General features: G+C 38.9%; 23 protein-coding genes. 4 read left to right on the top strand and 19 right to left on the bottom strand.

Translation table 11 applies throughout. The features are described 5' to 3' along the window. Positions 1 to 54 precede the first annotated feature (54 nt). Both HMPREF0663_RS01855 and HMPREF0663_RS01860 read right to left on the bottom strand, forming a co-directional pair. Positions 55 to 657: a DUF6621 family protein gene (locus HMPREF0663_RS01855; RefSeq protein WP_004368379.1), complete on the bottom strand. Its 603-nt coding sequence runs from the start codon at positions 655 to 657 to the stop codon at positions 55 to 57. Between the two features lie 112 nt (positions 658 to 769). After that, a complete protein-coding gene (locus tag HMPREF0663_RS01860) occupies positions 770 to 1,252 on the bottom strand; it encodes a hypothetical protein (RefSeq protein WP_004368380.1) in 483 nt (160 codons plus the stop codon). Positions 1,253 to 1,411: 159 nt separating this feature from the next. Here HMPREF0663_RS01860 and bcp point away from each other — a divergent pair, with 159 nt between their 5' ends. The 4 genes from bcp (at position 1,412) to HMPREF0663_RS01885 (ending at position 5,144) form a co-directional block, all read left to right on the top strand. Further along, positions 1,412 to 1,864 carry a thioredoxin-dependent thiol peroxidase gene (bcp, locus tag HMPREF0663_RS01865; protein WP_016665518.1) on the top strand — a complete coding sequence of 151 codons (453 nt, stop codon included), beginning with the start codon at positions 1,412 to 1,414 and terminating at the stop codon, positions 1,862 to 1,864. Positions 1,865 to 2,500: 636 nt separating this feature from the next. After that, positions 2,501 to 2,713, top strand: a complete 213-nt coding sequence (locus HMPREF0663_RS01875) for a hypothetical protein (protein WP_004368382.1) — start codon at positions 2,501 to 2,503, stop codon at positions 2,711 to 2,713. A 32-nt stretch (positions 2,714 to 2,745) separates the two neighbouring features. Continuing rightward, entirely contained in the window at positions 2,746 to 4,383 is a 1,638-nt protein-coding gene (locus tag HMPREF0663_RS01880) for a hypothetical protein (RefSeq protein WP_016665519.1), read from the top strand. A 335-nt stretch (positions 4,384 to 4,718) separates the two neighbouring features. Beyond that, positions 4,719 to 5,144 carry an HU family DNA-binding protein gene (locus HMPREF0663_RS01885; protein WP_004368384.1) on the top strand — a complete coding sequence of 142 codons (426 nt, stop codon included), beginning with the start codon at positions 4,719 to 4,721 and terminating at the stop codon, positions 5,142 to 5,144. 164 nt (positions 5,145 to 5,308) lie between these two features. On the opposite strand, the gene HMPREF0663_RS01890 is transcribed toward HMPREF0663_RS01885, so the two are convergent. The 17 genes from HMPREF0663_RS01890 to HMPREF0663_RS01970 form a co-directional block, all read right to left on the bottom strand. Beyond that, entirely contained in the window at positions 5,309 to 5,917 is a 609-nt protein-coding gene (locus HMPREF0663_RS01890; protein ID WP_004368385.1) for a hypothetical protein, read from the bottom strand. A gap of 201 nt (positions 5,918 to 6,118) precedes the next feature. After that, on the bottom strand, positions 6,119 to 7,957 hold the full coding sequence (locus HMPREF0663_RS01895; protein WP_004368386.1) for a DUF262 domain-containing protein: 1,839 nt from the start codon (positions 7,955 to 7,957) through the stop codon (positions 6,119 to 6,121). A gap of 25 nt (positions 7,958 to 7,982) precedes the next feature. Continuing rightward, positions 7,983 to 9,611 (bottom strand): type I restriction-modification system subunit M, encoded by a 1,629-nt coding sequence (locus HMPREF0663_RS01900; RefSeq protein WP_004368387.1) that lies wholly within the window; start codon positions 9,609 to 9,611, stop codon positions 7,983 to 7,985. Positions 9,612 to 9,623: 12 nt separating this feature from the next. Next, positions 9,624 to 10,820: an AAA family ATPase gene (locus HMPREF0663_RS01905; RefSeq protein ID WP_004368388.1), complete on the bottom strand. Its 1,197-nt coding sequence runs from the start codon at positions 10,818 to 10,820 to the stop codon at positions 9,624 to 9,626. A gap of 15 nt (positions 10,821 to 10,835) precedes the next feature. Continuing rightward, complete coding sequence (locus HMPREF0663_RS01910; RefSeq protein WP_004368389.1) at positions 10,836 to 12,092, bottom strand: restriction endonuclease subunit S; 1,257 nt, start codon at positions 12,090 to 12,092, stop codon at positions 10,836 to 10,838. A gap of 7 nt (positions 12,093 to 12,099) precedes the next feature. Next, entirely contained in the window at positions 12,100 to 15,066 is a 2,967-nt protein-coding gene (locus HMPREF0663_RS01915) for a type I restriction endonuclease subunit R (RefSeq protein ID WP_004368390.1), read from the bottom strand. A gap of 119 nt (positions 15,067 to 15,185) precedes the next feature. Next, on the bottom strand, positions 15,186 to 16,082 hold the full coding sequence (gene fic, locus HMPREF0663_RS01920) for a protein adenylyltransferase Fic (protein ID WP_004368391.1): 897 nt from the start codon (positions 16,080 to 16,082) through the stop codon (positions 15,186 to 15,188). Next, positions 16,075 to 16,281: a helix-turn-helix domain-containing protein gene (locus tag HMPREF0663_RS01925; RefSeq protein ID WP_004362600.1), complete on the bottom strand. Its 207-nt coding sequence runs from the start codon at positions 16,279 to 16,281 to the stop codon at positions 16,075 to 16,077. The genes fic and HMPREF0663_RS01925 overlap by 8 nt, the downstream gene beginning before the upstream one ends. A 101-nt stretch (positions 16,282 to 16,382) precedes the next feature. Beyond that, the gene (locus HMPREF0663_RS01930; RefSeq protein WP_004368393.1) at positions 16,383 to 17,045 is read right to left on the bottom strand and encodes a hypothetical protein; all 663 of its coding nucleotides are present in this window, start codon (positions 17,043 to 17,045) and stop codon (positions 16,383 to 16,385) included. 2 nt (positions 17,046 to 17,047) lie between these two features. Further along, a complete protein-coding gene (locus HMPREF0663_RS01935; protein WP_004368394.1) occupies positions 17,048 to 17,968 on the bottom strand; it encodes a relaxase/mobilization nuclease domain-containing protein in 921 nt (306 codons plus the stop codon). Continuing rightward, entirely contained in the window at positions 17,965 to 18,318 is a 354-nt protein-coding gene (locus HMPREF0663_RS01940) for a MobC family plasmid mobilization relaxosome protein (RefSeq protein WP_004368395.1), read from the bottom strand. Before HMPREF0663_RS01940 ends, HMPREF0663_RS01935 begins: the two co-directional genes overlap by 4 nt. A 143-nt stretch (positions 18,319 to 18,461) precedes the next feature. Next, positions 18,462 to 19,352, bottom strand: coding sequence for a DUF8464 domain-containing protein (locus tag HMPREF0663_RS01945; protein WP_004368396.1), 891 nt, complete (start codon positions 19,350 to 19,352; stop codon positions 18,462 to 18,464). Positions 19,353 to 19,570: 218 nt separating this feature from the next. After that, positions 19,571 to 20,785: a virulence-associated E family protein gene (locus HMPREF0663_RS01950; protein ID WP_004368397.1), complete on the bottom strand. Its 1,215-nt coding sequence runs from the start codon at positions 20,783 to 20,785 to the stop codon at positions 19,571 to 19,573. An 11-nt stretch (positions 20,786 to 20,796) separates the two neighbouring features. Next, positions 20,797 to 21,153, bottom strand: coding sequence for a helix-turn-helix domain-containing protein (locus HMPREF0663_RS01955; RefSeq protein ID WP_004368398.1), 357 nt, complete (start codon positions 21,151 to 21,153; stop codon positions 20,797 to 20,799). 99 nt (positions 21,154 to 21,252) lie between these two features. Next, positions 21,253 to 21,993, bottom strand: a complete 741-nt coding sequence (locus HMPREF0663_RS01960) for a hypothetical protein (RefSeq protein WP_004368399.1) — start codon at positions 21,991 to 21,993, stop codon at positions 21,253 to 21,255. Positions 21,994 to 22,007: 14 nt separating this feature from the next. Continuing rightward, positions 22,008 to 23,264, bottom strand: coding sequence for a site-specific integrase (locus HMPREF0663_RS01965; RefSeq protein WP_004368401.1), 1,257 nt, complete (start codon positions 23,262 to 23,264; stop codon positions 22,008 to 22,010). A 13-nt stretch (positions 23,265 to 23,277) separates the two neighbouring features. Next, positions 23,278 to 23,835: a helix-turn-helix domain-containing protein gene (locus tag HMPREF0663_RS01970; RefSeq protein ID WP_004368402.1), complete on the bottom strand. Its 558-nt coding sequence runs from the start codon at positions 23,833 to 23,835 to the stop codon at positions 23,278 to 23,280. Positions 23,836 to 23,963: the final 128 nt, after the last annotated feature.

Genomic DNA, 23,963 nt, shown 5'->3' on the forward strand with positions numbered 1-23,963 from the left:
ACGAATGTTTATTGTTTTGTTGTTATATATGCTGTTTACACGGGCTGGCAAGGGTTATTTTATCTCGTCTGCCCTGATGCCCAACGCACTCATCAGCGAGTATCCAAGGATTTCCTGACGATAGTTTCCGCCCAGCAGGGGCTGCATGGAAAACACGGTGATACGCTTGCTGTCGTCATCAAGATAGTGCAGCGTGCTGCGTATGCTGTCGAGCATGCCCTCCTTTTCGGTATCGGGAATAATCATAATGCGTTTTACATCGACCTGCGCACATACGGTGCGAAGCACATCGATGAAGAAACCGTCGGCGCCGACCATATCTTCTACCGGAAACGAACTCACGATAAACTCGCCCAGATTGTCCTTGAAAGCCTTTCCGTTAAGCTCCTCTTCATAGGCAGAAGGCACGAAGTTTTCCATCTTCCGGCGGTTTTTATGGTGGATGAGCACCACCTGTGTCTGGTGTTCACCTTCGCGCAGTCCGCCGTCGAGACTTATGCAATCTATCCAGCGGGCCATGTCTGCCTGTGGTATGTGACGTCCTATCATGCGTTCGAAATTGACAATGAGGTTGAAAGCCACGTTGTCTATGTAGTCGGCATCGGCAATAATTACGTTTTCACTCCATTTTATATTATCCGTATTCTGTGCGTTCATACATGCAAAGATAATGATTTAACTTGGATATATGATGCGAATAACAATAAAAATGCGTAAAACTTCGGCTGAAAATGATATGTTTTCGTATGAATGTGAAGGGAATGCGAGATCAGTATTTATCCAAGATGCGTTTCATTTTTTCGCGTTCTTTCTTCGATACATGGCGCTTGCTACGGTCGAACATACTGAAAAAATCGAAACTTATCCCGCTTGTTGCCGGCGCTGCTGCGGCTGCCTCTTGCGCCATCTTCTTGACATCGATGCCCACATGCGGCGCCTTTGCTGTGATGATAACTTCTTGTAATTTATTGAATTTGGGCACAAGATAGATGGTATCTGCTTGTGCTTTCTCCGGTGGAAGCTCCAAAGTGTAGTAATTGGGGTGGGAGAGGACGAGCCTTCTGAATGCCTTGAAGATGGTAAATTCGCCCTTATAATTGGTCTTAGTGTTCTCATTGGTGTTGGTATAGGCGAGGATATCGCGCAACGGGCGGCGCGTTTCCAAGTCTATCACCACATGCTTGTGCTGTGCAAAGCATCCATCCGGCAGTGTCGAACCGATAAATACGAAGACCAAGCCTATTATTTTCATCGGCTCAAAAGTAAATAAACTGGTAATATCTTGCAAATATCGGATGATTGTTTAAAGTGTTTTTATGTTTGTTTTGCTTTAGTTAGAATAGTGTTTTCTTGTATATATTACAAAAAAGCCGTATCTTTGTCTGCGTCAAATCTTAAAAACGAAACGAATATGCAAATAGGAGACAAGGCCCCTCAAGTGCTGGGAATCGATCAAGACGGTAAAGAAATACGGCTTAGCGATTATGCCGGTAAGAAATTGGTGTTGTATTTTTATCCGAAAGACAGTACATCCGGTTGCACTGCAGAGGCTTGCAACCTGCGCGACAACTATGCCCAATTGCGCAAAGAAGGCTATGAGGTGGTAGGTGTAAGCGTACAGGACGGGCGTTCACATAAGAAATTCATCGAGAAGAATGCACTTCCGTTCCCGCTAATTGCCGATACGGAGAAAACACTTAATGAGTCTTTCGGCGTTTGGGGTGAGAAGAGTATGTACGGACGCAAGTATTTCGGTACATTCCGCACCACGTTTATCATCGGTACGGATGGCAGAATAGAGCGCATCTTTACGCCTAAAGAGATAAAGGTGAAAGAACATGCCGCCCAAATATTGGGGGAGTAGGGGCCTCCCCTACGGCTCTGTAAAGATAAAACATGTCTTATGGAGTTCGGATTTAATCGGGATGTAAAATTCGTCCTTTATTCTTTTGAAATACATAAGGTTTCGGCCTGACGGTACTTCTACCGTGTTTTCCTTATTAATTAAAGTGCAGAATAGCCCCTTTTAGAGCTTTTCGTTATCGTTATGTTTTCCAATTAGATAAATTAATTCCTACCATTTCTTGCGTATTTAAGAATTTTTAGTTATCTTTGCACACGTTACTAAACTACAGATGTGAATTTGATGAAAGGCGATACGAGTCGGCTGCATACCTCTTATATAAAGAAAGGTATAGGCGCAGAGCGAAGAAACATAGGTTTCTCCGCAACTTTTAACACATTATATTTGGCCGTCTCGAATAATTTGCTAACACACACACACACACACACACACACACACACACACACACACACACACACAGGCGCTACCGGCGTAACTTCTCTTTAATATATTTCTGCATACGCGCGCGTAAGGCGTGCCGCAACCTGCATAGGCAGAGGGCTCCCGCAAGTTTCCCCTGCCTCTTTTATCGTGCCCTTTTGCCAGCGAGGCAGGTGGGCTGTAAGACGAATATTAACCCATAAAAACTATAAATATATGAACAAAGAACAAAACAAGAAACAAGTCTACGTGCGGCCCGAAACGAAAGTGCTGGGCGTAGCCACGGAACTGCATTTGTTAGAATTTTCCGGCGGGCACAATGACGCCGGCAACGACAACGATCCCATGCACGCCAAAGGCGTCAACTTCTTCGATGAGGAAGAAACAATCGGTACCACCTCCTACAGCAAGAACCCTTGGGAAGAGTAAACAGAACATTAAAATTAAAAGAACATAAAACGATGAAAACAAGTATTTTATCAATGCTTCCTCTGGCAGGCCTGCTGCTTTTTACCGCCTGCGCCAGCGAAGACACGGCAGACAACCGACAGCAGGAGTCCGATTTGAAAGGCCTCACGGCATTCTCTGTCGAGGAAAAGACTCCCGCAACCCGGACGGCAGGCGAGTACACAGGCACGGGCGTCAAGTTCTACTGGACGCGTTACGACGTGCTTTGGGTGCAGGATAATCCACCCCACTTCGAGTCAGACTATAAGAACGATATTGCCGACCAACTTACCGCCTCCGGCACAGACCGCACGTCCAGAGCCAAGTTCTGGTTCCGCGGCAGCTACACCGCCCCCCAGTATCTCGTGTACTATGGTGGAGACAATACCATAAGCTGGCCCGGAAGGGTTACCATTGCGAACAAACAGAAGCAGGACAAGCCCAACTATGCCACAGGTCTCGGCCTATACGGCGACTGCGGTACGGGCATTGCCCGCAGGCAGGACAACGGAAATTATAGTTTCATGATAGACCATAAGTCCTCGTACGTTACCTTCATGCCCTACACCAAGCAGAAAGGCATCGCCAACACCCGATTGGAGAAGATTACGGTAACGGCCGACAAGGCCATCAGCGGCGAGTTCAAGTTCGACAACGACAACGGCATAGACCTCAGCTCGCGCCCGGCCACCACAGCCACCAACAGCAGCATAGAGCTGACCTTAAATAATTTCCCCATTCCGCTTACAGCCCCCGACGCCGCGGCCAACGCCGCCGTCATGGTCATCGCTCCGGGCACGTACAGCAAGCTGACCGTAGAATACACCATCTACGACGACAACGGATATCCCCATATCGGCACCGGCGTTCGCGGTACCATTACCAAGGAGTACAGCAACGTTACTTTCACCGCCGGCAAGAACAAGGAAATAAGCCAGCAGCTGGAACTGCCCGAATACCCGGCCGACACTTACTACATGTGGGACGCTGCGGTAGGCCAGCACTATTGGAAGGGCTACGAATGGAACGGCCCCAACCCCCAGCAGCCTCCCTTTATAAACCTACTGAACTACCCTTATCCCAAGGATAATACCGATCCTCGCTGGCATAGGGAATTTCCGAACGGCTTCACCCCGAATGCCGACAACACTGCCGCCGCCTATAGCTGCAAGGACTGCCCGAACGTCAACGAACTGTACTGGTATGTAACGAAGGGCGATCCTTACAGAGACTACTCCTACTGGATCAGCATGGACCATCTGTTCCAAGGAGGCACATGGCTGAAGAAGCTGAGCGTCATCGCTGCGGAGGAAGGCAAGTCGGTAGCTGATTTGAAGAACGCTTCACCCGATGGCAAGGACTATAGAACAGAAATATTGAACCCAATCCCTCAAATTGCTCATATCAATCAGGGGAAACTCACTGACACGAGCAACTATTTCTATCTTCCCGACCTTGGATTCTACAATCAGACAGGTACTCCCGGAGGAGAGGGTTACTATTGGTCGAGTACGCCCGTCTTCCGTTGGAACGACGTGCCTCCCAAGTTCGACGGAATTGCATACAGTATGATCCTCTATGGTACATGGATGGAGCTACAAACTAACACTGTAGAAACTGGCCTGTCGCAGCGATGGCCGACCGACCGATAAGGAGCCACATCCAAGGTGCGGATGTTCGGTAGTAGAGAAAGGCAAAAGCGATATTTCGCATCGCTCGTATGGAGTCCTTATATCACTCCTCGGGGACTCCTTATATCACTCCTCGGGGACTCCTTATATCACTCCTCGGGGACTCCTTATATCTCTCCTTGAGGACTCCTTATATCTCTCCTCGAGGACTCCTTATATCTCTCCTCGAGGACTCCTTATATCTCTCCTCAGGGACTCCTTATATCTCTTCTCGAAGACTCCTTGTAGCAGTCCTTAGGGAGAGGAGGCGCCAGACAGAGACATTTTAATAACAAATAAATAAAAGTCAAATAACTATGTTATCATTTAAGGTTATCGAGCGGCAGATGAAGATAGGACCGCTCAAAGGAAAGAAAGGTTACGGCGCAGCACCGAAGTCGCAAGACAAGTTCTCGCAAAGCTGGCTCATCCAGCGCATCGTCCGCGAAACGTCGCTGAGCGAGGGCGATGTGCGCAACGTGCTCATCACGCTTCGCAACATCATCATCGAAGTGGTAACGCTGGGCGGCTCGCTCGACTTGGGCGACATCTTCTCGCTGCGCGTCTCCATCCCCTCGAAGATGATAGAAAAAGCGGAAGCCGTTTCCGCTGCCGTGCTGAAGCGCGCCGGAATTATCGTGACGTGGAAAGATCCCATCCGCAAGGCGCTGAAGAACATAGAAGTGGAGGTGGATAACCCGGCGAGGAAGAAGCCGAAGACGCCGCAACCGACAAAGCCGTAGTCTCCCTCCCAAAAGGAACGAGCAAAGGGAGGAAGCGCTACGGGGTGAGAAGCCTCTTATAGAAGCAGTGAAAGGGTGAAAACATGCTGACGCCACACAGGCGGGCATGCTTTTCACCCCTTTTGCTGTTTGGGCAGGTGTTTTTGGGAATAAAGCAAATACGCTTAGCCAAGTAGTGACCAAATAGTAGGATTAGTGATGATGTTTGCAAGAATGTTCGAGGCTACATTTTCGCCAAATGATTTTATTTTATCAATGAGTCTGGGCTTAGCTTTTTCTAAATCACCCCTTTCTTCTTCCACAATCTGCTTTATCTCTTTTAGCTGAGTTATCGAAAGTTGGTCCTCAAGCGCCTTTATAAGTATCTCTATGATTTGTTGTTGAGTTTGCTGCTGGGACTGAGTATTCGTATTGTTTATATTGTTGTTTATGTTGATACTCCTATTAGATCTATTAGTCTTTACTTTCTCTACAATATCCGGATACTCTAAAAAGGCTTCGAGGATGGCTAATAATTCCTCTTGCTGTTCAGGACGCAATTTCTCTTTACTAATACGCTCAAAGTTATCAACATCTTTATCACCGGGAAATTGCGTGTCTAAGAATCTCTTAGACTTTTTCAACCATTTTATATAATGGCTGTTATCTTCGTATACATAATACGAAGGCATAATAACGTTAGGTGGTGGTAACTTCTTTTTTAACTGGGGAATCCTTTCTTTCTGCTCCTTAATAAGGTTTTCCAATGTTGTTCGTGCTTCTTTTTCCATCATTTATAAATTGATATTAAACACAATAATCGTACCGATCCATTCGGAAAGCTACGATTACATAAATATTTATTCTCTACTTCACTTCCTCAAATATATCCAACACTGATTACCAATGATTTACATTTGCATGGTACAAAAATGTTTCCTCAATTTGAGTAGTTTTGATTAGAAACCATCTTGAATGTTATCACTATTCTCACGCTATACCTCCCAAATAACTTTTATTAAGTTATAAAGTAATAGACTTCTTTCACTTAATGCCTCCTTATCAAATTTATTGAAAGGCTTAAACTCTGCTGAAATTCTTTCTTTTAAGGAACAATTAAAGTTAACAAAGTCTTTATTTGCATGATAAAAGTCTGCACACAAAGAATGTCCCCATATTAAACCACTGCTATAAGTTTTAAGCTTATCGACATACTCTTCATTACCAGAACTAATATTGTCTAAACCTTTAAGTAGCAACAATCCACCTAAGAGATTCCGTTTATCTTCAAATTCTTCTTCATTATCAAAATATTTTTTATTGGTTTCATTATGCGATAAAATATGTTCAATATGGTAGCCCGTTTTATACCCCGTTTTTGTAGATATATACTCCACATCGTTTTGCATAGACTGATTTGTGTGTTCACAAATGAATTTTTCTATTCGTGCAAAAAGATACCTTAATGAACGAGTATTCATATTACTATAATTCTTTTTGATGAAATTCTGATAATCTAATACAGAGGTTGGAGTAGTATTCCTTTTATCACGAATTGTGTCTATAATCAACTTGTCAAATATACTGCGATATTCTGATATATTCTTTTCTTTCAATAATTGGTTAAGTGCAAAGCACAGATTTTGAAACTTATTACTATCGTAGATGTCATTTAAGATTAAAAGCATCCATAACCTATCTATTTCTTTAGCAATTGTATCTATCTTTTCATCTTCAATCGGATCATCTATACTACAAACGGCCATTATAATCTGATATTGTCCAGATAGATAATTAATCACATTATCATACCTCAGGAACTGATTTTGATTAGCTCGTATTTTGGCATATAGTTTAGAATAATACTTAAAATCCGTATCTATAAAATTCTTAATATTAGCAATATGCTTTTTATCAGTCTTTCTGAATTGCAAGGAATCTGCAATGTCATTATAATCGAAAATATACCTATGATATGCTTGGTTCAATGCTGATTCTAACTTGGCATTTTCCTTAAAGACAAATCTTGATTTTATGAAGTCTATGAAAAAAGCATCTTGTATCCCATTCAGACATGATATAGCATTATCCCATTTTTCAGAATAAGCTTCAGTATCATTTTTACCTAATGCCCCTATCATTTTTCCTTTAAGAATCTCAAAAGGTTTAAGAGATTCGCCCCTGTCATTAATGACTTCAAAGACCATAGGTGTATCATCTTTTTCAATAGACAATTCTACCATGACTAATCTCTCGAGAAAATAAAAGGTAAACGCCTTTATTTCTTCTGAAGGCAGATTCTTGTCATCTATAAACTTACTGATGTCATTGTATCTTGAAACAAGATTTTCTTCAGTTTTATTTTTATAAGGTTCTTGGTATTTAATTTCTGCCAAGATGCATTGCATGACATCTTTACGCTTTTCATTATCTATACAAAAAATATCTCCCTTAAATTTATCTTTTGAAAAAATGCATTCCTTTAAAGTGTCTTTTAGATTTTCATCATCAATTATATGGTATAATTTAGTAGCGATAAGCGTGAGTGTCGTCAATCTTTGCTGACCATCTACTATATAAACCTTCCCATCAACTTTATTGGTAATGAACACGTTCATATAATACCAATTATAGAGATCAAGAACTTCTTGAGTTAATTCTTCATCCTTGTGAATACTATACGACAATTCAAATTCATAAAATATATCACGCAAAAGAATCTCTACAGTTTCTTTTGACCAAACATATTCTCTCTGATAAAAGTCCACATAATAAGATTTTTGTTTTAGACATGATTCTACCGTTTGCTTGTCTGGACTAATTTCGTGTTTCATTTTTATACTTTTATATGATATGATTTTATACAAGATCCAACCCCAATTCTTTTAGAAATTCATTATGTTTTTGACGGGCTTCTTCAATCTTTTCCTCTGTTGCTACTAATTGCCTGTGTACTTCTGCCAAATCAATCTTTTCTTCTTCTTTGGACAGATTTACATAGCGTGATATGTTCAGATTATAGCCGTTGTCCTTGATTTCTCGCATATAGACCTTACGAGCATAACGGTTCTCTTCTATACGGAATTGATAAGTTTCTACTATTTTGTTTATATCTTCAGGACGCAATGAATTCTGGCGTTTCCCTTTCTCATAGTGTTCTTCCGAACTGGCATTGATGAAAAGAATGTCATCTGTACGACGACATTTCTTCAACACTAAAATACAGACGGGAATACCTGTTGAATAGAATAGATTAGCAGGCAGTCCAATAACTGCATCTATGTTATCGTCACTCAGAAGTTTCTTTCTGATAGTTTCCTCCTTTCCTCCTCTAAACAAAACACCATGAGGAAGAATGATAGCCATTGTACCATCACCACTCAAATAGTGGAAACCATGTAATAGAAATGCAAAATCGGCAGCAGATTTTGGAGCAAGACCGTAACGACTGAAACGGAAATCCTTTGCAGTTTCCTCTTTCGGTTCCCAGCGATAGCTGAATGGGGGATTTGCAACAATGGCATCGAATTCCATCTTCTTTGACGGGTTCATATTGTTTAGGATACTCCAGTCATTGACAAGTGTATCACCATGATGGATTTCAAACTCCGTATCTTTTACTTCATGCAGCAACATATTCATACGGGCAAGGTTATAGGTTGTGATATTCTTCTCCTGACCATAAATTTTGCCGATCCCATTAGCTCCCATTTCATGCCGTACATTGAGAAGTAATGAACCTGAACCGCAAGTAAAATCCAATACTTTACTTATCTTTTTCTTTTTGCCAGATTTGGGATCCTGGCAATCGAGTGTAACAATCTTCGACAGTATTGAGGAAATTCCCTGTGGGGTATAGAACTCGCCAGCCTTTTGCCCGGAATTGGCAGCAAATTGTCCGATAAGATACTCATAGGCATCGCCCAAAGTGTCTGTAGTTGTATTTAACTTAGAAACTCCCTCTTTTATCTTATTAATAACCTTTGCCAACAAAGCATTACGCTCTGCATAGTTTTTGCCAAGTTTCTCTGAATTCAGATTGATTTCAGAGAACAGTCCCTTAAAGGAGGTTTCAAAAGATTGTTCTTCAATATATTTGAAGCCTTCTTCCAAAATCTTTAGTAATTCGTTTGATTGCGTACGAGCATTTTCAGCAATGTTATCCCAAAGGTATTTTGGCTTGATGACATAGTGTATTTTTTTACGCATCTGGGCTTCAAACAAATCAATGTCTTCTGGGTTTGCTGCATACCAAATTTGTAACGGAGATTTTACAATTCCCGTTTCTTCCTTCACTATGTTTTTTATATCTGGATAATCAGTGCCTAATTCTTTTTTAGCAAATTCCACATAATTATCTGAAAGATATTTCAGGAATAGAAACGATAGCATATAATCACGAAAATCATCTGCCATCATTGCACCTCGCAGGCTATTTGCAATATCCCAAAGGGTTTTACCCAGTTCGTTTTTATTTTCTGTTGTCATAATCTTATTTTATCAGTTCCCGTCAGTAAAAACATCAGGAAAGTAAAAATCGTATTTCTTGGTGAATGTATCAAATATCTCAACAAACAAGTCTGCACTATCAGGCATCATTCCGACTGGTGAAAAAATTGAGTATCTGCCATGACTCATTATATTTAATGCACGTGCATATAAGTTCTCATTTTTATCATTGTCTTCATCTTCTTCTTTTTTATTTTTGAGGCAAAATGAGAAGTCTGTATAACCAAAGAAGACTGCAGTTTTTTCCAATATACTGCGTAAAATATTAAAATGATAAGTATTGAGTATGTCTGTTTGAATATTCTCTTTATTTTCTTCTCTCTTCTTTTTATATTGCTCTACTCTTTGTTTTAGCTCACAAAGTAATGCTATATGATGGAAGAAAGGTGTATCTTCTGTCTTTTGCAGACGATATTCTTCACTTGATGTCTTATGCAGGAAATAGCTTTTGCTATTTTTCCGCAGTTCGTTGTACATTACATTATAAAATAAACTGTGATGTGAGGATATAACAACTTTTGCCTTTCCCTTGCATCTTCCAATTACATGAGATAAATCATTTGCAATAGTAATGGCATTGTTTTCATCCAATGATGATATGGGGTCATCAATATAAATATACTTTACCCATTTATATGCTTCTGCTCCATCAATTACCAATTCGCAGATAGCCAAAAATATGCAGAAAACAAATATATTTTCTTCTCCTCGTGATATTTTGATACCGTCCTGTTCTATTGTTTCAGGTTCTCTATTATTCGGATTGTGTGGATTGTATTTTGGATTAGGAATGATTCTGCTGAATGATATTGTCCATTTTTCATAATCAATCTTGAAATTTATCTTGGCATATCTTTCCAGATGAGCAAAGATTCTGTTTTCAAGTGATAGTTCTTTAAAACCATTAAAAAAATTAGATAATTCATTTATCTTCAATGTGCGATTTTCATCATTTTTCAAGTCATTGTCCCAAGTAAACAAGTCTTCTGTAAAAGCATTGAAATATAAAGTGTCACCACCATTTTTCTTTTTACCTTTATTCTTAAATGCCATTGACAAACGAGTCTTGCCAGTACCATTATAGGCATACAGCAAGACATTGTCAGACGAATTAAGAACGTCTCTTAATTTGTCAGCAATTTTGTCTATTGTCTTGAAAGGTATTATTTTGTTGTTTTCTTTATCCATATCTATGCTTTTTATTTAAACTGTTGGAAATAACTGTTGCATTAGACCACGCTTGTGATTCTGAAGCATTACAAGTTTTTGTTTTGTACTATCTATTAAATCATCAATTGAGGTGAAGCATTCAGCAATTTCCTTCTGTTCTTCTGGTGAGGGTAGAGATACGGACAGTCGTTTAAATCCATTCATGTCAACTGACGCAAAACCTCCTGCATTTGTATGCTGTTTACACCACTCGTCAATGATATACATATAATAGTAAAAATACTTCATATCTATTTGATTATCAAACGATTTACGTTTTGTTAAAAACGTAAATCGTTGATTCGCAAGCGAATCAACAATTATCAGTGCGTGTTCGCCAATTGTAGCCGTTGTAGCAACAATGATAGAGTTAGCAGGAAACAGACCTTTCCCTTTAACAGCCTCTTTCGTTATATGTTGGATTGAATCAGAAAGTATATGTCCGTGTTCTCTTATATCTTCCATTCTAAACCAAGGTATAGTACCGTTTTCCCAGAATTTAGGATTTGATTTTGATGGAGTATAACCATTCCTAATCTTAAACATTTCTTCCATAGAATAGGGACTCCACTTCTTTGATTTCCCAAATTTTGGTAAACGCTTCTGAGGCATAATTTTCCCTAATGCAGGAAGTAATTGCTGCATCAGCCCTTTCTTGTGTGCTTGTAATAAATCAATCTTCTCTTGCGTTGCGTTGATATAATCGTCAAGGGAAGAAAGACATTCTGCTATTTTCTTTTGCTCTATAGATGAAGGGAAAAGGAATTCTAATTGTAAAAAACTCTCAGTAGAAATATTTAGTAATCCATGACTTCTTGCCCCTTCTTGTGCTATTTTGCCAACTCGTTTTTGGAAAATATCAGTATTAAAATAGTATTCATAAAATTCGGTATTCCTATGGTCTTTTGCACGAAAACACATATACAAAGTGGAAACCACTCCTTTTTCGTATTTTTTTAACCTCCGTACCACTCCAAAAGGATAGCCAATAGAGCGACTCTTATTATATGCAAAATCTCCCTTGCTAAGCAAATAATATCCAGAAATATCCTTTGCAGAAACTGATTTGCTAAAAAACTCGATTTGATTTACTAAACCATACTGTGCAGAAATTGTCAAAACATTACTATTATTTTCATTGTTTTTTGTCTTAACTCTATCAAATAAACTTTTTAGACATTTAGGCTTCCATTCTCCCGACTTCTTAAATTCAGGAAAGCGGATATTCGGTATATGTTTTAATTCTTTCATTACACTTTTATTTTTTTTCGTCGTAGGCTGATAAGCCAGAGATTTCCTGCCCTGCAGATAGTCGTTTCAGCAATGGGGTAACATCTTCCATTAATGCTAATTCTTTCTTCGTTCTGTCTCGCCAACCAAGATTGAGCGGAGCAAGCAAGTCGTTCAGTTTCTCACCATCGAATATCTTACGGTCGATAATTTCGTTTACGAATGCTTCCAATGCTTTAGCACTGATATTATACTTATCTGCTATCGTGAGCAATTCTTTGGCATATTTCTCCGTTTTGAATATTTCGTATTCCTCCTTTATCTGCTTGGCAGTTTTTCCGTTTACACCTTCTTTTAAACTGTCGAGGTAAGCAATGATGTCATCACGCTCTTCCAATAAGTTTGAACTTGACTTTATAAGGCTTATGATTTGCTCCTTTGTCATCTTCTGCTTGGAAGTAGTTCCACCCGACAGTCTTGCTATCAGTTCCATTATATAGTCATAGTCTATCAAGGCAGAGGCAAAAAGAACAAATTCAAAGTCGATGTTCTCTATTTGGGGGTTCTCTCCTTCTTTTGTCCTATCCTGTTGCTTTTTGAGTTGCTTTGCTGTTTCAAGGTAGGCACCTCGGAAGCCTCTCAGCCTTTCTTCATTGAGCATATTGTCAATGGCGGTACGCTCTTCCTCACTTATATCCGTATATTGGTCAAGTTGTGTTCGATAGCGTTGTACTTCCTTGAAGCAATTTACAAATCCAATACGTGCATCGTCACCTTGCAAATTATAAACCTCTTCGGGCTTGCACTCCAAATCCTGCGAATGCATAAAGTCTTTCAAATGCGTAACAGCTTCCTTGTATTTCTGCACGATTGTGGGGGCTGGATCAACAAGCCAAATTGTTCTTGGCTTATCTACATCCACACCAGAGAATCTGGTAATCGCTATGTCCACAGCCTCTTGCTGCCCTCTGAAATCAAGAATATTACCGTATGGCTTGGTATCATTCAAGATACGGTTTGTTCTTGAAAAGGCTTGTATCAGATTGTGATACTTTAAATTTTTATCAACATACAACGTGTTCAAGTATTTAGAATCAAAACCTGTTAAGAGCATATCTACAACAATAGTAATGTCTATTTTATTCTTGTGTGGATAGTCTTTATTGCTATATTGTTGGTCTTTTATTCGCTTCTGCACATCTTGATAATATGCGTCGAAGTCGTTGATAGTAAAATGAGCCTCAAACTGTCGCTCATAGTCCTTTAAGATTTCTTGCAAAGCTCGCTTCTTCTTTTCAGGCTCAACCGTATTGTCTTGTCTTTCTTGTGCCAAATCCTCCTGCATCTGCATAATATCTTTGTTGCCCTCTGCAGGCGGAGTAAAGACACACGCAATGTTTAATGGTTCACAATCTGTTTTTGCTTTTTGAGTCTTTTTGAACAAATGATAATACTCTATTGCATCATTAATGGAGGATGTAGCAAGAAAAGCGTTGAAACGTCTGCCATTGGTTGCAGCATCGTGCTTAGACAGGATAGTCTCTACAATGGCTTGTTTCTTTACGGTTCCCTCAGCTGTTATATCCTTTTTTTCATCGGGTTTAAAATAGTCCACATGGAATCGAAGAACATTCTTATCTTCAATGGCATGGGTAATGGTATAGGTATGCAATTCGTTTTCAAATACATCCTTGGTGGTCATATAAGTCCCCTGCTCGTTATTATATTGGATATAGACCGCATTCTCTTCAAAAATCGGTGTTCCTGTAAATCCGAATAATTGTGCATTGGGGAAGAAATCCTTAATGGCTTTATGGTTTTCTTTGAACTGGGAACGATGACATTCGTCGAAGATAAAAACCAAATGCTTATTCTTCAACGGCAATAGTCTTTCCTTGTAATTTTGCTTGGTATTTGAGTTCAGAGCAATGCCTAATTTCTGAATGGTTGTAACAATCACCTTATCTGCATAATCGTCAGACTCCAATCGTTGTACAAGAGATTCTGTATTGGTGTTTTCTTCTACACAGTTCTCTTGAAACTTGTTAAATTCCTCACGAGTCTGTCTGTCAAGGTCTTTTCTGTCGACAACAAACAGACACTTTACTATTTCTCTGTTTTCCTTTAACAATGTCGATGCTTTGAATGAAGTGAGGGTTTTGCCACTACCTGTTGTATGCCATATATAACCGTTTCCTCTATTTTCTTCAACACTACTCATAATAGCCTTTACAGCATAAATCTGATAAGGGCGCATGATGAGTAGTTTCTGTTCGCTGGCAACCAATACCATATATCGGCTAATCATTTCTCCTAATTTGCATTTGGGGAGAAACTCATCCGTAAAAGCATCAAGGTTTGTAATCTTATGATTGTCCTTATCTGCCCAATAATATACAGGGAGAAACTGCTCATCAGCATTAAAGTTGAAATATAGGCTGTTGTTATTGGTAAAATAACAAGTGTGCGTCTGATTGCTTACTATAAATAATTGCATAAAGCATAGTAACGAATTAGTAAATCCGTTCCCTATGTCATTCTTGTAATCTACAATCTGTTGCATTGCTCGACGTGGACTTACTTCCAAGGTCTTCAGTTCTATCTGAACGAGCGGAAGTCCATTAACCAACAGAATCACATCATATCGCTGGAAGCTGTTCTTGGTGTTTATTCTTAGTTGATTGACAACCTCATATTCGTTTTTGCACCAATCCCTAATATTGACCAAGCTATATTGCAACGGTGTACCATCTTCTCGGATGAAAGTATTCACCTCTCTCAACATCTTGGAAGCTACATAAACATCGCTGTTGATAATATCTTCAAGCAATCTATTGTATTCTGCATCCGAAAGATGAACTCTGTTGAGTTGTTCAAACTTCTGTCTGAAATTCTGTTCAAGTGCTTCCTTATCATGAATATCCTCACGATAAGTATAATTTAAACCTATAAGTCGTTTTATAAGATTGTATTCTATTGTTTTCTCTGTATTCATAGAGTTTCCTATTTTACATTTTATTATAACGGAATCATATAATTTTCATTGTGAGATAGCGTTGTAATTCTTTTTTAAAAGAACATCCTACCTAACAATAGAGATTCTATGTGGAAAAATCAATCATTCTGCTCATAATAATATGAATAGTCGATACCTTTCATGAACATTTCTCGGTCATCAATCTTAGTGGTGAGTGCAGGCAGTACCAAAGTCTTGATGAGCGTGCTATCTGCTACACTCTCACGCATTGCGGTCAGATATTCGTTTTTATCTATCTGGCTCCAGTCCACACACCGTTTGAGAGAACGCTTTAGCATGAGGTCAAGCCAAATGCGAGTGCTGCGACCGTTACCTTCCATAAATGGATGCGCAACATTCATTTCAACATATTTGTCCATTATCTCGTCGAAGGTTGTTTCTGGCATTCGCTCGATTGCTTGCAGGGTTTCAGGGAAGTGCATACAATTAGCAAAGGTAAAACCACCTTTTGAAATATTTTTGGTACGGATTTGTCCTGCAAAGTCATACAATCCTCCAAAGAGATAAGCGTGTATCTGTTGCAGACACTTGATACTGCCAGGTTCTGCCGTTTGCAAGATGCCACTTTCAAAGAGTTGATATGCTTTCTTCTTGCTCTGTCCATCAATGGTGTTGTCGCTGTAGGTAAACCAATCAAGAAATCCCATTGCCTTGACATTGGGTATTGCTTTTGCCAGTAGAACAACCCCTTCTCCATCCAACATATCTGTCAATCGTTGTTTCCCATCTGGGGCTTGCAACTTCAACTGGTTAGTAGCACTAACCAGTTCGTTATTCTCCTTCTTCAACTTAGTTTTGAGATATTTCCAATAGTTCCTTGTCTTTTGATAATCGTCTTGCTCGTTAATTGCAGCAATGATGTCCAGCACAGAGAACCACCACTTATTGCGTTCGTCATCCCACACCGCCCTAACTTCACGGTCGTTGAAAAAACGAATAGATTTTTTATGCTCTACCATAATAAAGTTACTCATCTGGGGTGTTAATCAATTCCTTTGGATTGACTTGTAAAATCTCTGCTATCTGAAATAGCAATTCTAGGCTTGGCTGTCGACGATTGCAAACATATGAGTTCACAATAGTGAAACTCTTACCGAGTTTCTCTGCAAGCCATGTTTGCTTAATCCCTTTCTCGATAAGCACCTCTTTAATTCTATTAGTTGGACTTTCCATAAATATCATCTGATTGTTTGCAAATATAGTAAATATTCTTGTATAAAGAATAAAAAAGAGGAGATATTTTCTCCTCCTTCAAAAGTCTTATATCTACAATTCTATTTGCCTTTCTTATTTTGTAGATTATTCTGCATTAGGCTATCTGCTTTTGCTTTCAGTCCCACATTATAATCATCTGTATGCTTTTTGATTCTTTTAATTATTGCAGCATTGCGATGAATGTCAAATACATCGTTAAGCCACAGGATTTCCTTTGGGCTACATCCTCTCCATACTCTGATGATTCGGAATTTCAAAGCATCATCTTCATATTGCTGTTTGCGTTGCCACAAGAAGTAGTTGCTGACCAATGAAACAAAACAAAGGACAGATACTGCTACCATATAAGTAAAGACTTTCGAGGACTTGAGGTCAAAACTGTGCCTGTGAATATGTTCCTGCGGTATTGGATGCTCTTTATTCTCCTGCCACTCGTGCAACATGGTCAAGACGCTTGCCACCAATTTGTCCATGGATTTGGCCTCCTCGTCCTTGATGCGCACTTGTACACCAATATACTTGTTAATCACCTCTTTTGTGCGCTGTTCATACTGATTGAGCATTTCCTGTTCTTTCTGCTCATCACTTTGTGCTAGTGTAGATTGGACAGGGAGGGAAACAGAACCGTTCTCCTTTTCTTTTAACTCCTTTAGCTCCCTGTAAATTGTCTCCAGTTTGTTTTTGATTTCCTCAAAGAGGACAAATGTATTATTATTAGCCATAGTTATAAATGTATTTTACGTTTTTTCTTTTTCTTCTTTTTGTCGAGTGTGTTGTAAATCTCAGCAGGGACAGTACCATGAGTTTGAAACAAATCCAATCCTCCTTCTATGAGGTTGTTGGTAATTTCGCTCGTAACACTTGCAACATTGGATATGAGGTTTATCATTCCTTGTGTCTGCTGTTCGTGTTCCCTGTTATTCTGTTGCAGAGCAAAGTCTATCTTGGAATAACTGAAACCCCTATCCACTTTAGAGCCATTGAAATGATAGCCGTTCTTTTCAAAAATAATCCCCTGCACTTCCTGTGAGTTGCCTTTGTACTTGAAACGGACACCAATATCCTGCTTTTTCAAATGAGCAAGTAAGGCTTTCCAATCCCTGCACCGAGCTATTTCTGCTTTCAATGCCTGATAGATCTCATATTTGGTTTTATCAGGTTCTTTCAAGCGGTGTTCCTTGACTTTCTCCTTGCCATCCGCAAAATATAAACCGTATTTTGCGGTCAGTTCCTTGCAAATCTTTTCACTTCTGAATCTATCGTTACGGTCAGAAATGGTCTTGCCATTATTGTCTATCCGATTGAAAGTGATATGAACATGTGGGTGCTCCTTATCGAAATGGCGACCGATAATGTACTGCGTATCTTTTATTCCCATCTTCTCCATGTACTCACGAGCCACTTTCGCCATCCATTCATTGCTGAGCTTGGAAGAATCCTGTGCCGAGAAACTCAAGGAGATATGTCCGACAACCTTACTTACTCGTGGATTCAGTTCTGTCTGGTCGATGAAACTTTGGACAATATGGTTGATGCTCTCCGTTCTCACTCCAGAACTATCAATGAGTTCCGTTCCTTTTTTCGGGTCAAGGATGTAATTGATGACACCCTTGAAGCCTGAGCCTTTCATTATCTTGGCAATCATTTTCGTATCAGATTTAGAATTTCGTCAATCTTGCCAATGATGATTTTGTGAAAAGGAGCAACGACATGAAACCCATCCGCATTGGCACGATGTGCCAATTGATTGAGATTATTTGCCATTCCACACAGCTTGCGGATGAAGTCTGCTTGCTCTATGGTCAGTCGTTCAATGACATTTCCTTTATCAAGAACTTTTCTTACAAACTCACTCATGGTTACTCCTGCGCTTTTGGCTTTGCTTTTGAGCGTATAGTAATCCTTCGTATTCAGTTTCACCGTGATACGGTATTTCTTCTTTTCGGCTACGCCCTTGGTTGGACGACCACCTTTTTTATATTCTGTTTTTATCATACTTGTTTCTTTAATTTGATTTGATGGAGACCAGCGGGATAATCCTCTGCAACGACTGTCAGGAGGTGGAGCAAGTGGTTTTGGTATGCCCAAAACATAAACTTGCTCCCCGAAAAACAGATTACGCAAAGCAAATCCTACAATCATAGCTTAATCCCTTTGATTTTCTTGTTTTCTGTTTTCTCTGAATGCTTGAATTCAGCACATAAATACTCATTTAGGTCTTTATAATTCTGGAAGACGGAAGAGCAGTCTTGAACAGCAAAACCGTTTCTTTTAAGTTGTTCTAAAGTCCGCTTTCCTCCTTCATCATTATCTAAATATGAACAGATGAACTTGTGCTTTGAAAGAAAAAATCTTGACTTTTTGATATTATTAATCGAGTTCAGTATCAGTGCAGCTTTCTTCTCTTCATCTGGACTCATCGTAAGCAGACTAAGATAATCCATAAAACCTTCAAACAGATTGATTTGTTCTGAAGGACTGGGAACATACGACACATCGGAAGGAGGCAAACACCCTTTGAAGTATGGATTGCGCAACGCATACCCATAAGAATTGTTTGGAAAACCTATTGCGTAAAAACTTCTATCACCAATTCTATAATGGATCTCCTTACAATATTTTTTCGCAATGTTCAGATTGATTCCTCTATGTGTGAAATATTCTATGAGATTCGGATGACATAAGAAGGTAGAGCCGATAATCTCTATACGTGATTGGCTTGGAGAATTCGTTTCGCTATTAGCTATGGATAATTTCGGCAGGATATTTTGTTTGCCATTAAACAACTCTATAGCTTGTATTAAACTGCAATTATGTAATTTCTTAACTAAATCTATAAGACTCCCACCTTCATCAAGTGCAAAGTCATACCATAGATTTTGGTTATAATCAACTTTGAAACTTGGAGTATGTTCATTTCGGAATGGACTTTTATACATTCCGTAATAGCCATAATTTTTTATAGGGTATATAGACATACTACCTAAGTAATCTTTAATTGATATTGCTTTAATTTCATCTATTGTCATACTTGTAACTTTTAAGTTTAGTACTTACTACAATGTGATATTCTTGTAAGTCATTGGCAATGAAAGAAAAATATGTAGTACTAACTATCTTTGTAGTAATCATTGCACATGTATATGGTAGGTTGGTAGTAATGAGGTAGTAATACCTTATATCATTATTTACTACGGTCTAACCTTTTTTCTTTCAATGCTTTATCTCTCTTTGTAGTAAAGTAGTATTAATAATTAGTATTGTAACTTTGAATAAAGGGATTTGGAACAATCTTGCGTATATGATAGACATACATTGGATTGCCACTTATCCTTTTGGATTTCCGCAAGAAACCAGCCTTTTTCAAGGCTTCTCCCATTCTCCTTTCACTTAGGTTAAGCGTTGTATATCCACGCAAATAGTTTAGGATTTCAGAAGTGGTCATATAACTCTCTTCGGTTGCTGCTGGCTTTTCCATGCCTTTAAGAAGCATTTCATACTCAACAGTCTGCACTTGAAACCCTTCGCTCTCTTGATGCAGTTCAGCTATTTCCTCTTCATTGAACCAGTAATGATAGTCAACTCTCCACAATTCAACTGCCTCGGAGTACACCTTGTTGATATTAATCTCTTTAGCTGTGTCAATATCAATATGTTCAACTTCAAAAGGTAGAAAGCGACGACTGCCTGTCGGATCTGTTAGAAAATCATTACCATTAACAGATGCCATAAAGCTTGCTAAGTGAGGATACTCTTCTATGTAAGTGTCGTATGGTCTACGATATTTTACTCTTGGTGTCGTTATCAGATTCTTCAATTCATTTTCATCTCTCTTATTGAGTGCCTTTAACTGGTCGTCAATATTGATAAAAAGATATTCTGCAATCAATGTTTGTACATCTTTTCCCTGTGGGTCTATCTTTCCTGTGAAAAGATAACTCTTCAGTTCTTCTGGGCAGAGTAAATCAAGGAAAGTTGTTTTGAATTTTCCTTGTTCACCTGTAAGAACTAAACATGTATGATTACGACACTGTAAATCATCCATAGCATTGGCTACGACAGCAACCAACCATTTTACAAAGTAGTGTTTCCATTTATCAGGATTTCTCACCACAACACAATTTGCCAACCTTATAATTTCAGATTCATCTTCACCTTTAGGCTTTGGAAGATTCAACAAATACTCACGAATTGGGTTAACTTTATTGCAAAAGTCGCTCTCCAATATTGCTCGAATATTATCTGCTGGAGTATATATTCCCAAAGTCCCATCTACCAGCCGACGCATAGAATTAATATCATACTTAGTAAGAGGACGGAATGAAGTATTAGAATCTTGTTCTCGAAACTCTGTTCTACTTTTAACTGTATTAAAACGAAAAGCATAATGCTCTTTCAAGAATTGCTCTATGCGTTCATTCTTAGATTGCTTGGCTCGCCCTTCAGCTCTTTCCTTTTCCATAATACATATATTTATAAAAGGGAAGAATCAGAATGTTTCTCAGAGATAAAAGTTTTTGCCTCCTCGTTGATTTCGGCAACAGTCTTTTTCTTACCTCCTTCAATCCATGCCAACAACTCATCTTCAAAAAAATAGAGATGCTTACCATTCTTATAACAAGGTAGTAAGCGTTTTCGTACTAAGGTGTAAACTGTTGGCTTGGCTTTCCCTATTAGTTTACACGCATCATCTATTCCAATAGGAATACGTTTGGGAGGGACAATAGGTTTTTGTCCTTTACATACTAAATTCTTGATTTCAGCAACTTCGCTGACTAAGTGAGCAACTGCCTTTGGCAAGTTCTCAAAAGTGATTTCATTTTGTACCATAATACTTGTTATTGATTTTTACGGTGCAAATGAAAAAAGTGTTTCCTCTGTGTCCTAAGACACAGAAGAAACACTATAAAAACACAATAGGTTTGTGTGTTATTCTGTTATTTGGTGGTCTGAAAGGCTTTGTACAATAGGTATAGTGCCTTTCTTCTCATCATCACGGAGATGGCTTTTTATGCTTCCAACTTCCACATCTTTGAATGTGATGGCAAAAACCTGCTTAAGGAACTGCGAAATTTCATCTTGTTTGCCAACTCTAAAATGGTTCCATATATTCCAACCAAAATGAAACAGGTCTAAGGCAACTAAACCTTTAATATTAATTGGTTCAACGTGTGATAAGGGAAGCTTGGCGGAGTACAACTCTATATATTCACAAAGCTTGAGCAAATCTTTATCTGAAACATAAGGTGCGAATTGCTGTTGAGTATATTTAATAGCTATAGCACGTTTATCTTGTACTTTCTGGTCCATTAACTTTTGTTGCTGTTGCCGAATTGAGTCAAAGTCCATTGATTGTTGCTGTTGTGTGGAAGATGGACTGTCAACACCGTCTACTACTTGTCCAGCGTCGGATGCTTTATCATTTGTTTTCTCTTCTTGTTTCTTTGGAAAGAAAAACTTGACTAATGCCGTAAATAGTCCCTCAACCAAAATAGACAATATAGAATAAATGATGATGCCTATGGCAACAACACTCCAAAAGACTATTTGTGCAGTAAATTCATCAACCCCTAAACGTAAGGCAACCACTCTTGCAAACAACGCAATGATGACACAAACAACAAGAACGGACAGATAAACTACGATATGTTCAAAATATTTGGTATTCATATTATGTTGTCGAATTAAGTTTTATCATTTTCAATATCTATTTGAATAGCATTGGCTGCTTTATTTTTCTTTTCATCGACAACTTTTGCATATACTTGAGTTGTTTTGACATTTGTATGCCCAAGCATCTTGCTTACAGTATAAATGTCTGTTCCGTTTGCAAGTTGAAGGGTAGCAAATGTGTGCCTAAAGCAATGAAAGCTGAGGTGCTTCTGAATACCAGCTTTTTCAATCCATGCCCTTAATGGACGAGAAATCCAAGAAGGATTTGGTAACCCTTCAAAAACAAGTTGTTCTGGTTGTCTTGGCTCTCCGCAAAGCTTAAACGCCTGTTCCGAGATAGGCATATACTCTACCCCTTTTGTCTTTTTCTGAGTAAAGAGAAGTTTGGCTTGGTTTCCTTCTATAGCTATTTCATTCCATTTTAGTTTTTGAATGTCGCAATGTCTTAATCCTGTCAGAGCTGAGAATAGTGCAGCTCGTTTAAGTACATCCCGTTCACAAGGAGTATTAGCTAACTTGTTAAGTTCATCAAGGGTTAAGTATTCCCTTCGGGATTCTTGTTCCTGTATGCCTTTGATTTTTGCAGATAAATCTATGGTCAAATATCCGTCTATGAATGCTTGTTTGAGTGCAGCCTTAAAAATAGAAAAATATGTGGAAGCTGTGTTTCGTGATATTGTTCCTTTTTTACCTCCACCGCAAGGAGCGGATAACAAGAAATACTTGAAATCTTCTGCCAATCTATTATCTATCTGTGAAAAGAGCAGCGTGTCTCCAGCAAACATTTTCAATAAAACGTGTACTCGCTCCCAGTTTGTTTGAATTGAAAGGGAACTATTACGGTGTCGCTTGTCTGCCACTTTATCAAAGTACTTGATGAAATTTTGTTGCAATCGTTCTTTCTGTTCTGCTTGTGCTGTTTCTGTGTCACTATACAAGCTTGCATTATCATATTCACGCTGCCGTAGTTTTCTAACACTATCTGCATAAATACAGGCCTCTTGGTCTATCTCACTTTTGCACAAGATAATTCCATTCAAGTCCCGTTTAGGTTTGAAAGTTTGGGTCGCTTCGGTAGTACGGGCTGTTCTACTTTTATCCCAAATAGGAGTAGTGATTGTTCTGTTTAGATACTCACGCACTCTTTGTGGAGAATCTTTACCAACTACCCTCACAGGATAGCTTTCTATATACAGGTACCATTCTTTTCGATAGGCACTCTTTCGCAATCGTACTGTTGCCTTTGTATTATCAAGTTCCTTTCTCATTGTATGTCGTGGGTTAGTGTTTATACAAATTGTCTATCTCTGATTTTGGCACATAGACGTAATTACCAATCTGCCTTGTTGGAATAGAATATTTGCGAATATGCAGATATACAGTACTATCATGGATACCAAACTTCTTAGCTATTTCTCCAATCGTATAACAATCTTCAGGCTCAAGCCGATAAGTCTTTACTTCCGATTGTTTTTCTTTTCTTCTTTCATCGTAAGGACGTAGATTAAAGCGTTCTTGTAAATCAGCTTTGCAAATACGTATCATCCTTAGTCCGAGGTTATAATAACGGACTTGCTTGTTTCTGATTAAGCGATAAAGGGAATCTCGTCCAATATCAAATAATGCAGTTGCATCAGCTATTGAGAGATAAGGCTGGTTCTTCGGAACTCTCGCTGCCTTTTCTCTTTTCAATGCATCTAACAGTTCTTCCTTTTTTCTTTGTTTGTATGCAGCTTGAGAACAGTTCTTAGAGCAATATCTAGAGGTAAGCGTCTTTGCAATAAAAGATTTACCACAAATTTCGCATTTCCGCTCTATTTGAAATTTTGCACTCGCCATACTATTTGTATCTATTTGATTATCAATCTATCTTTTAAATTAAGTCGCACTTTATCTCCTATTAAGTCGCGGCACAAATATGGTACAAATATAAGCACAAAAACGATTAAAAACGATAAGATTTAATT

The organism is Hoylesella oralis ATCC 33269, from assembly GCF_000185145.2.
Taxonomy (GTDB): Bacteria; Bacteroidota; Bacteroidia; order Bacteroidales; family Bacteroidaceae; genus Prevotella; species Prevotella phocaeensis.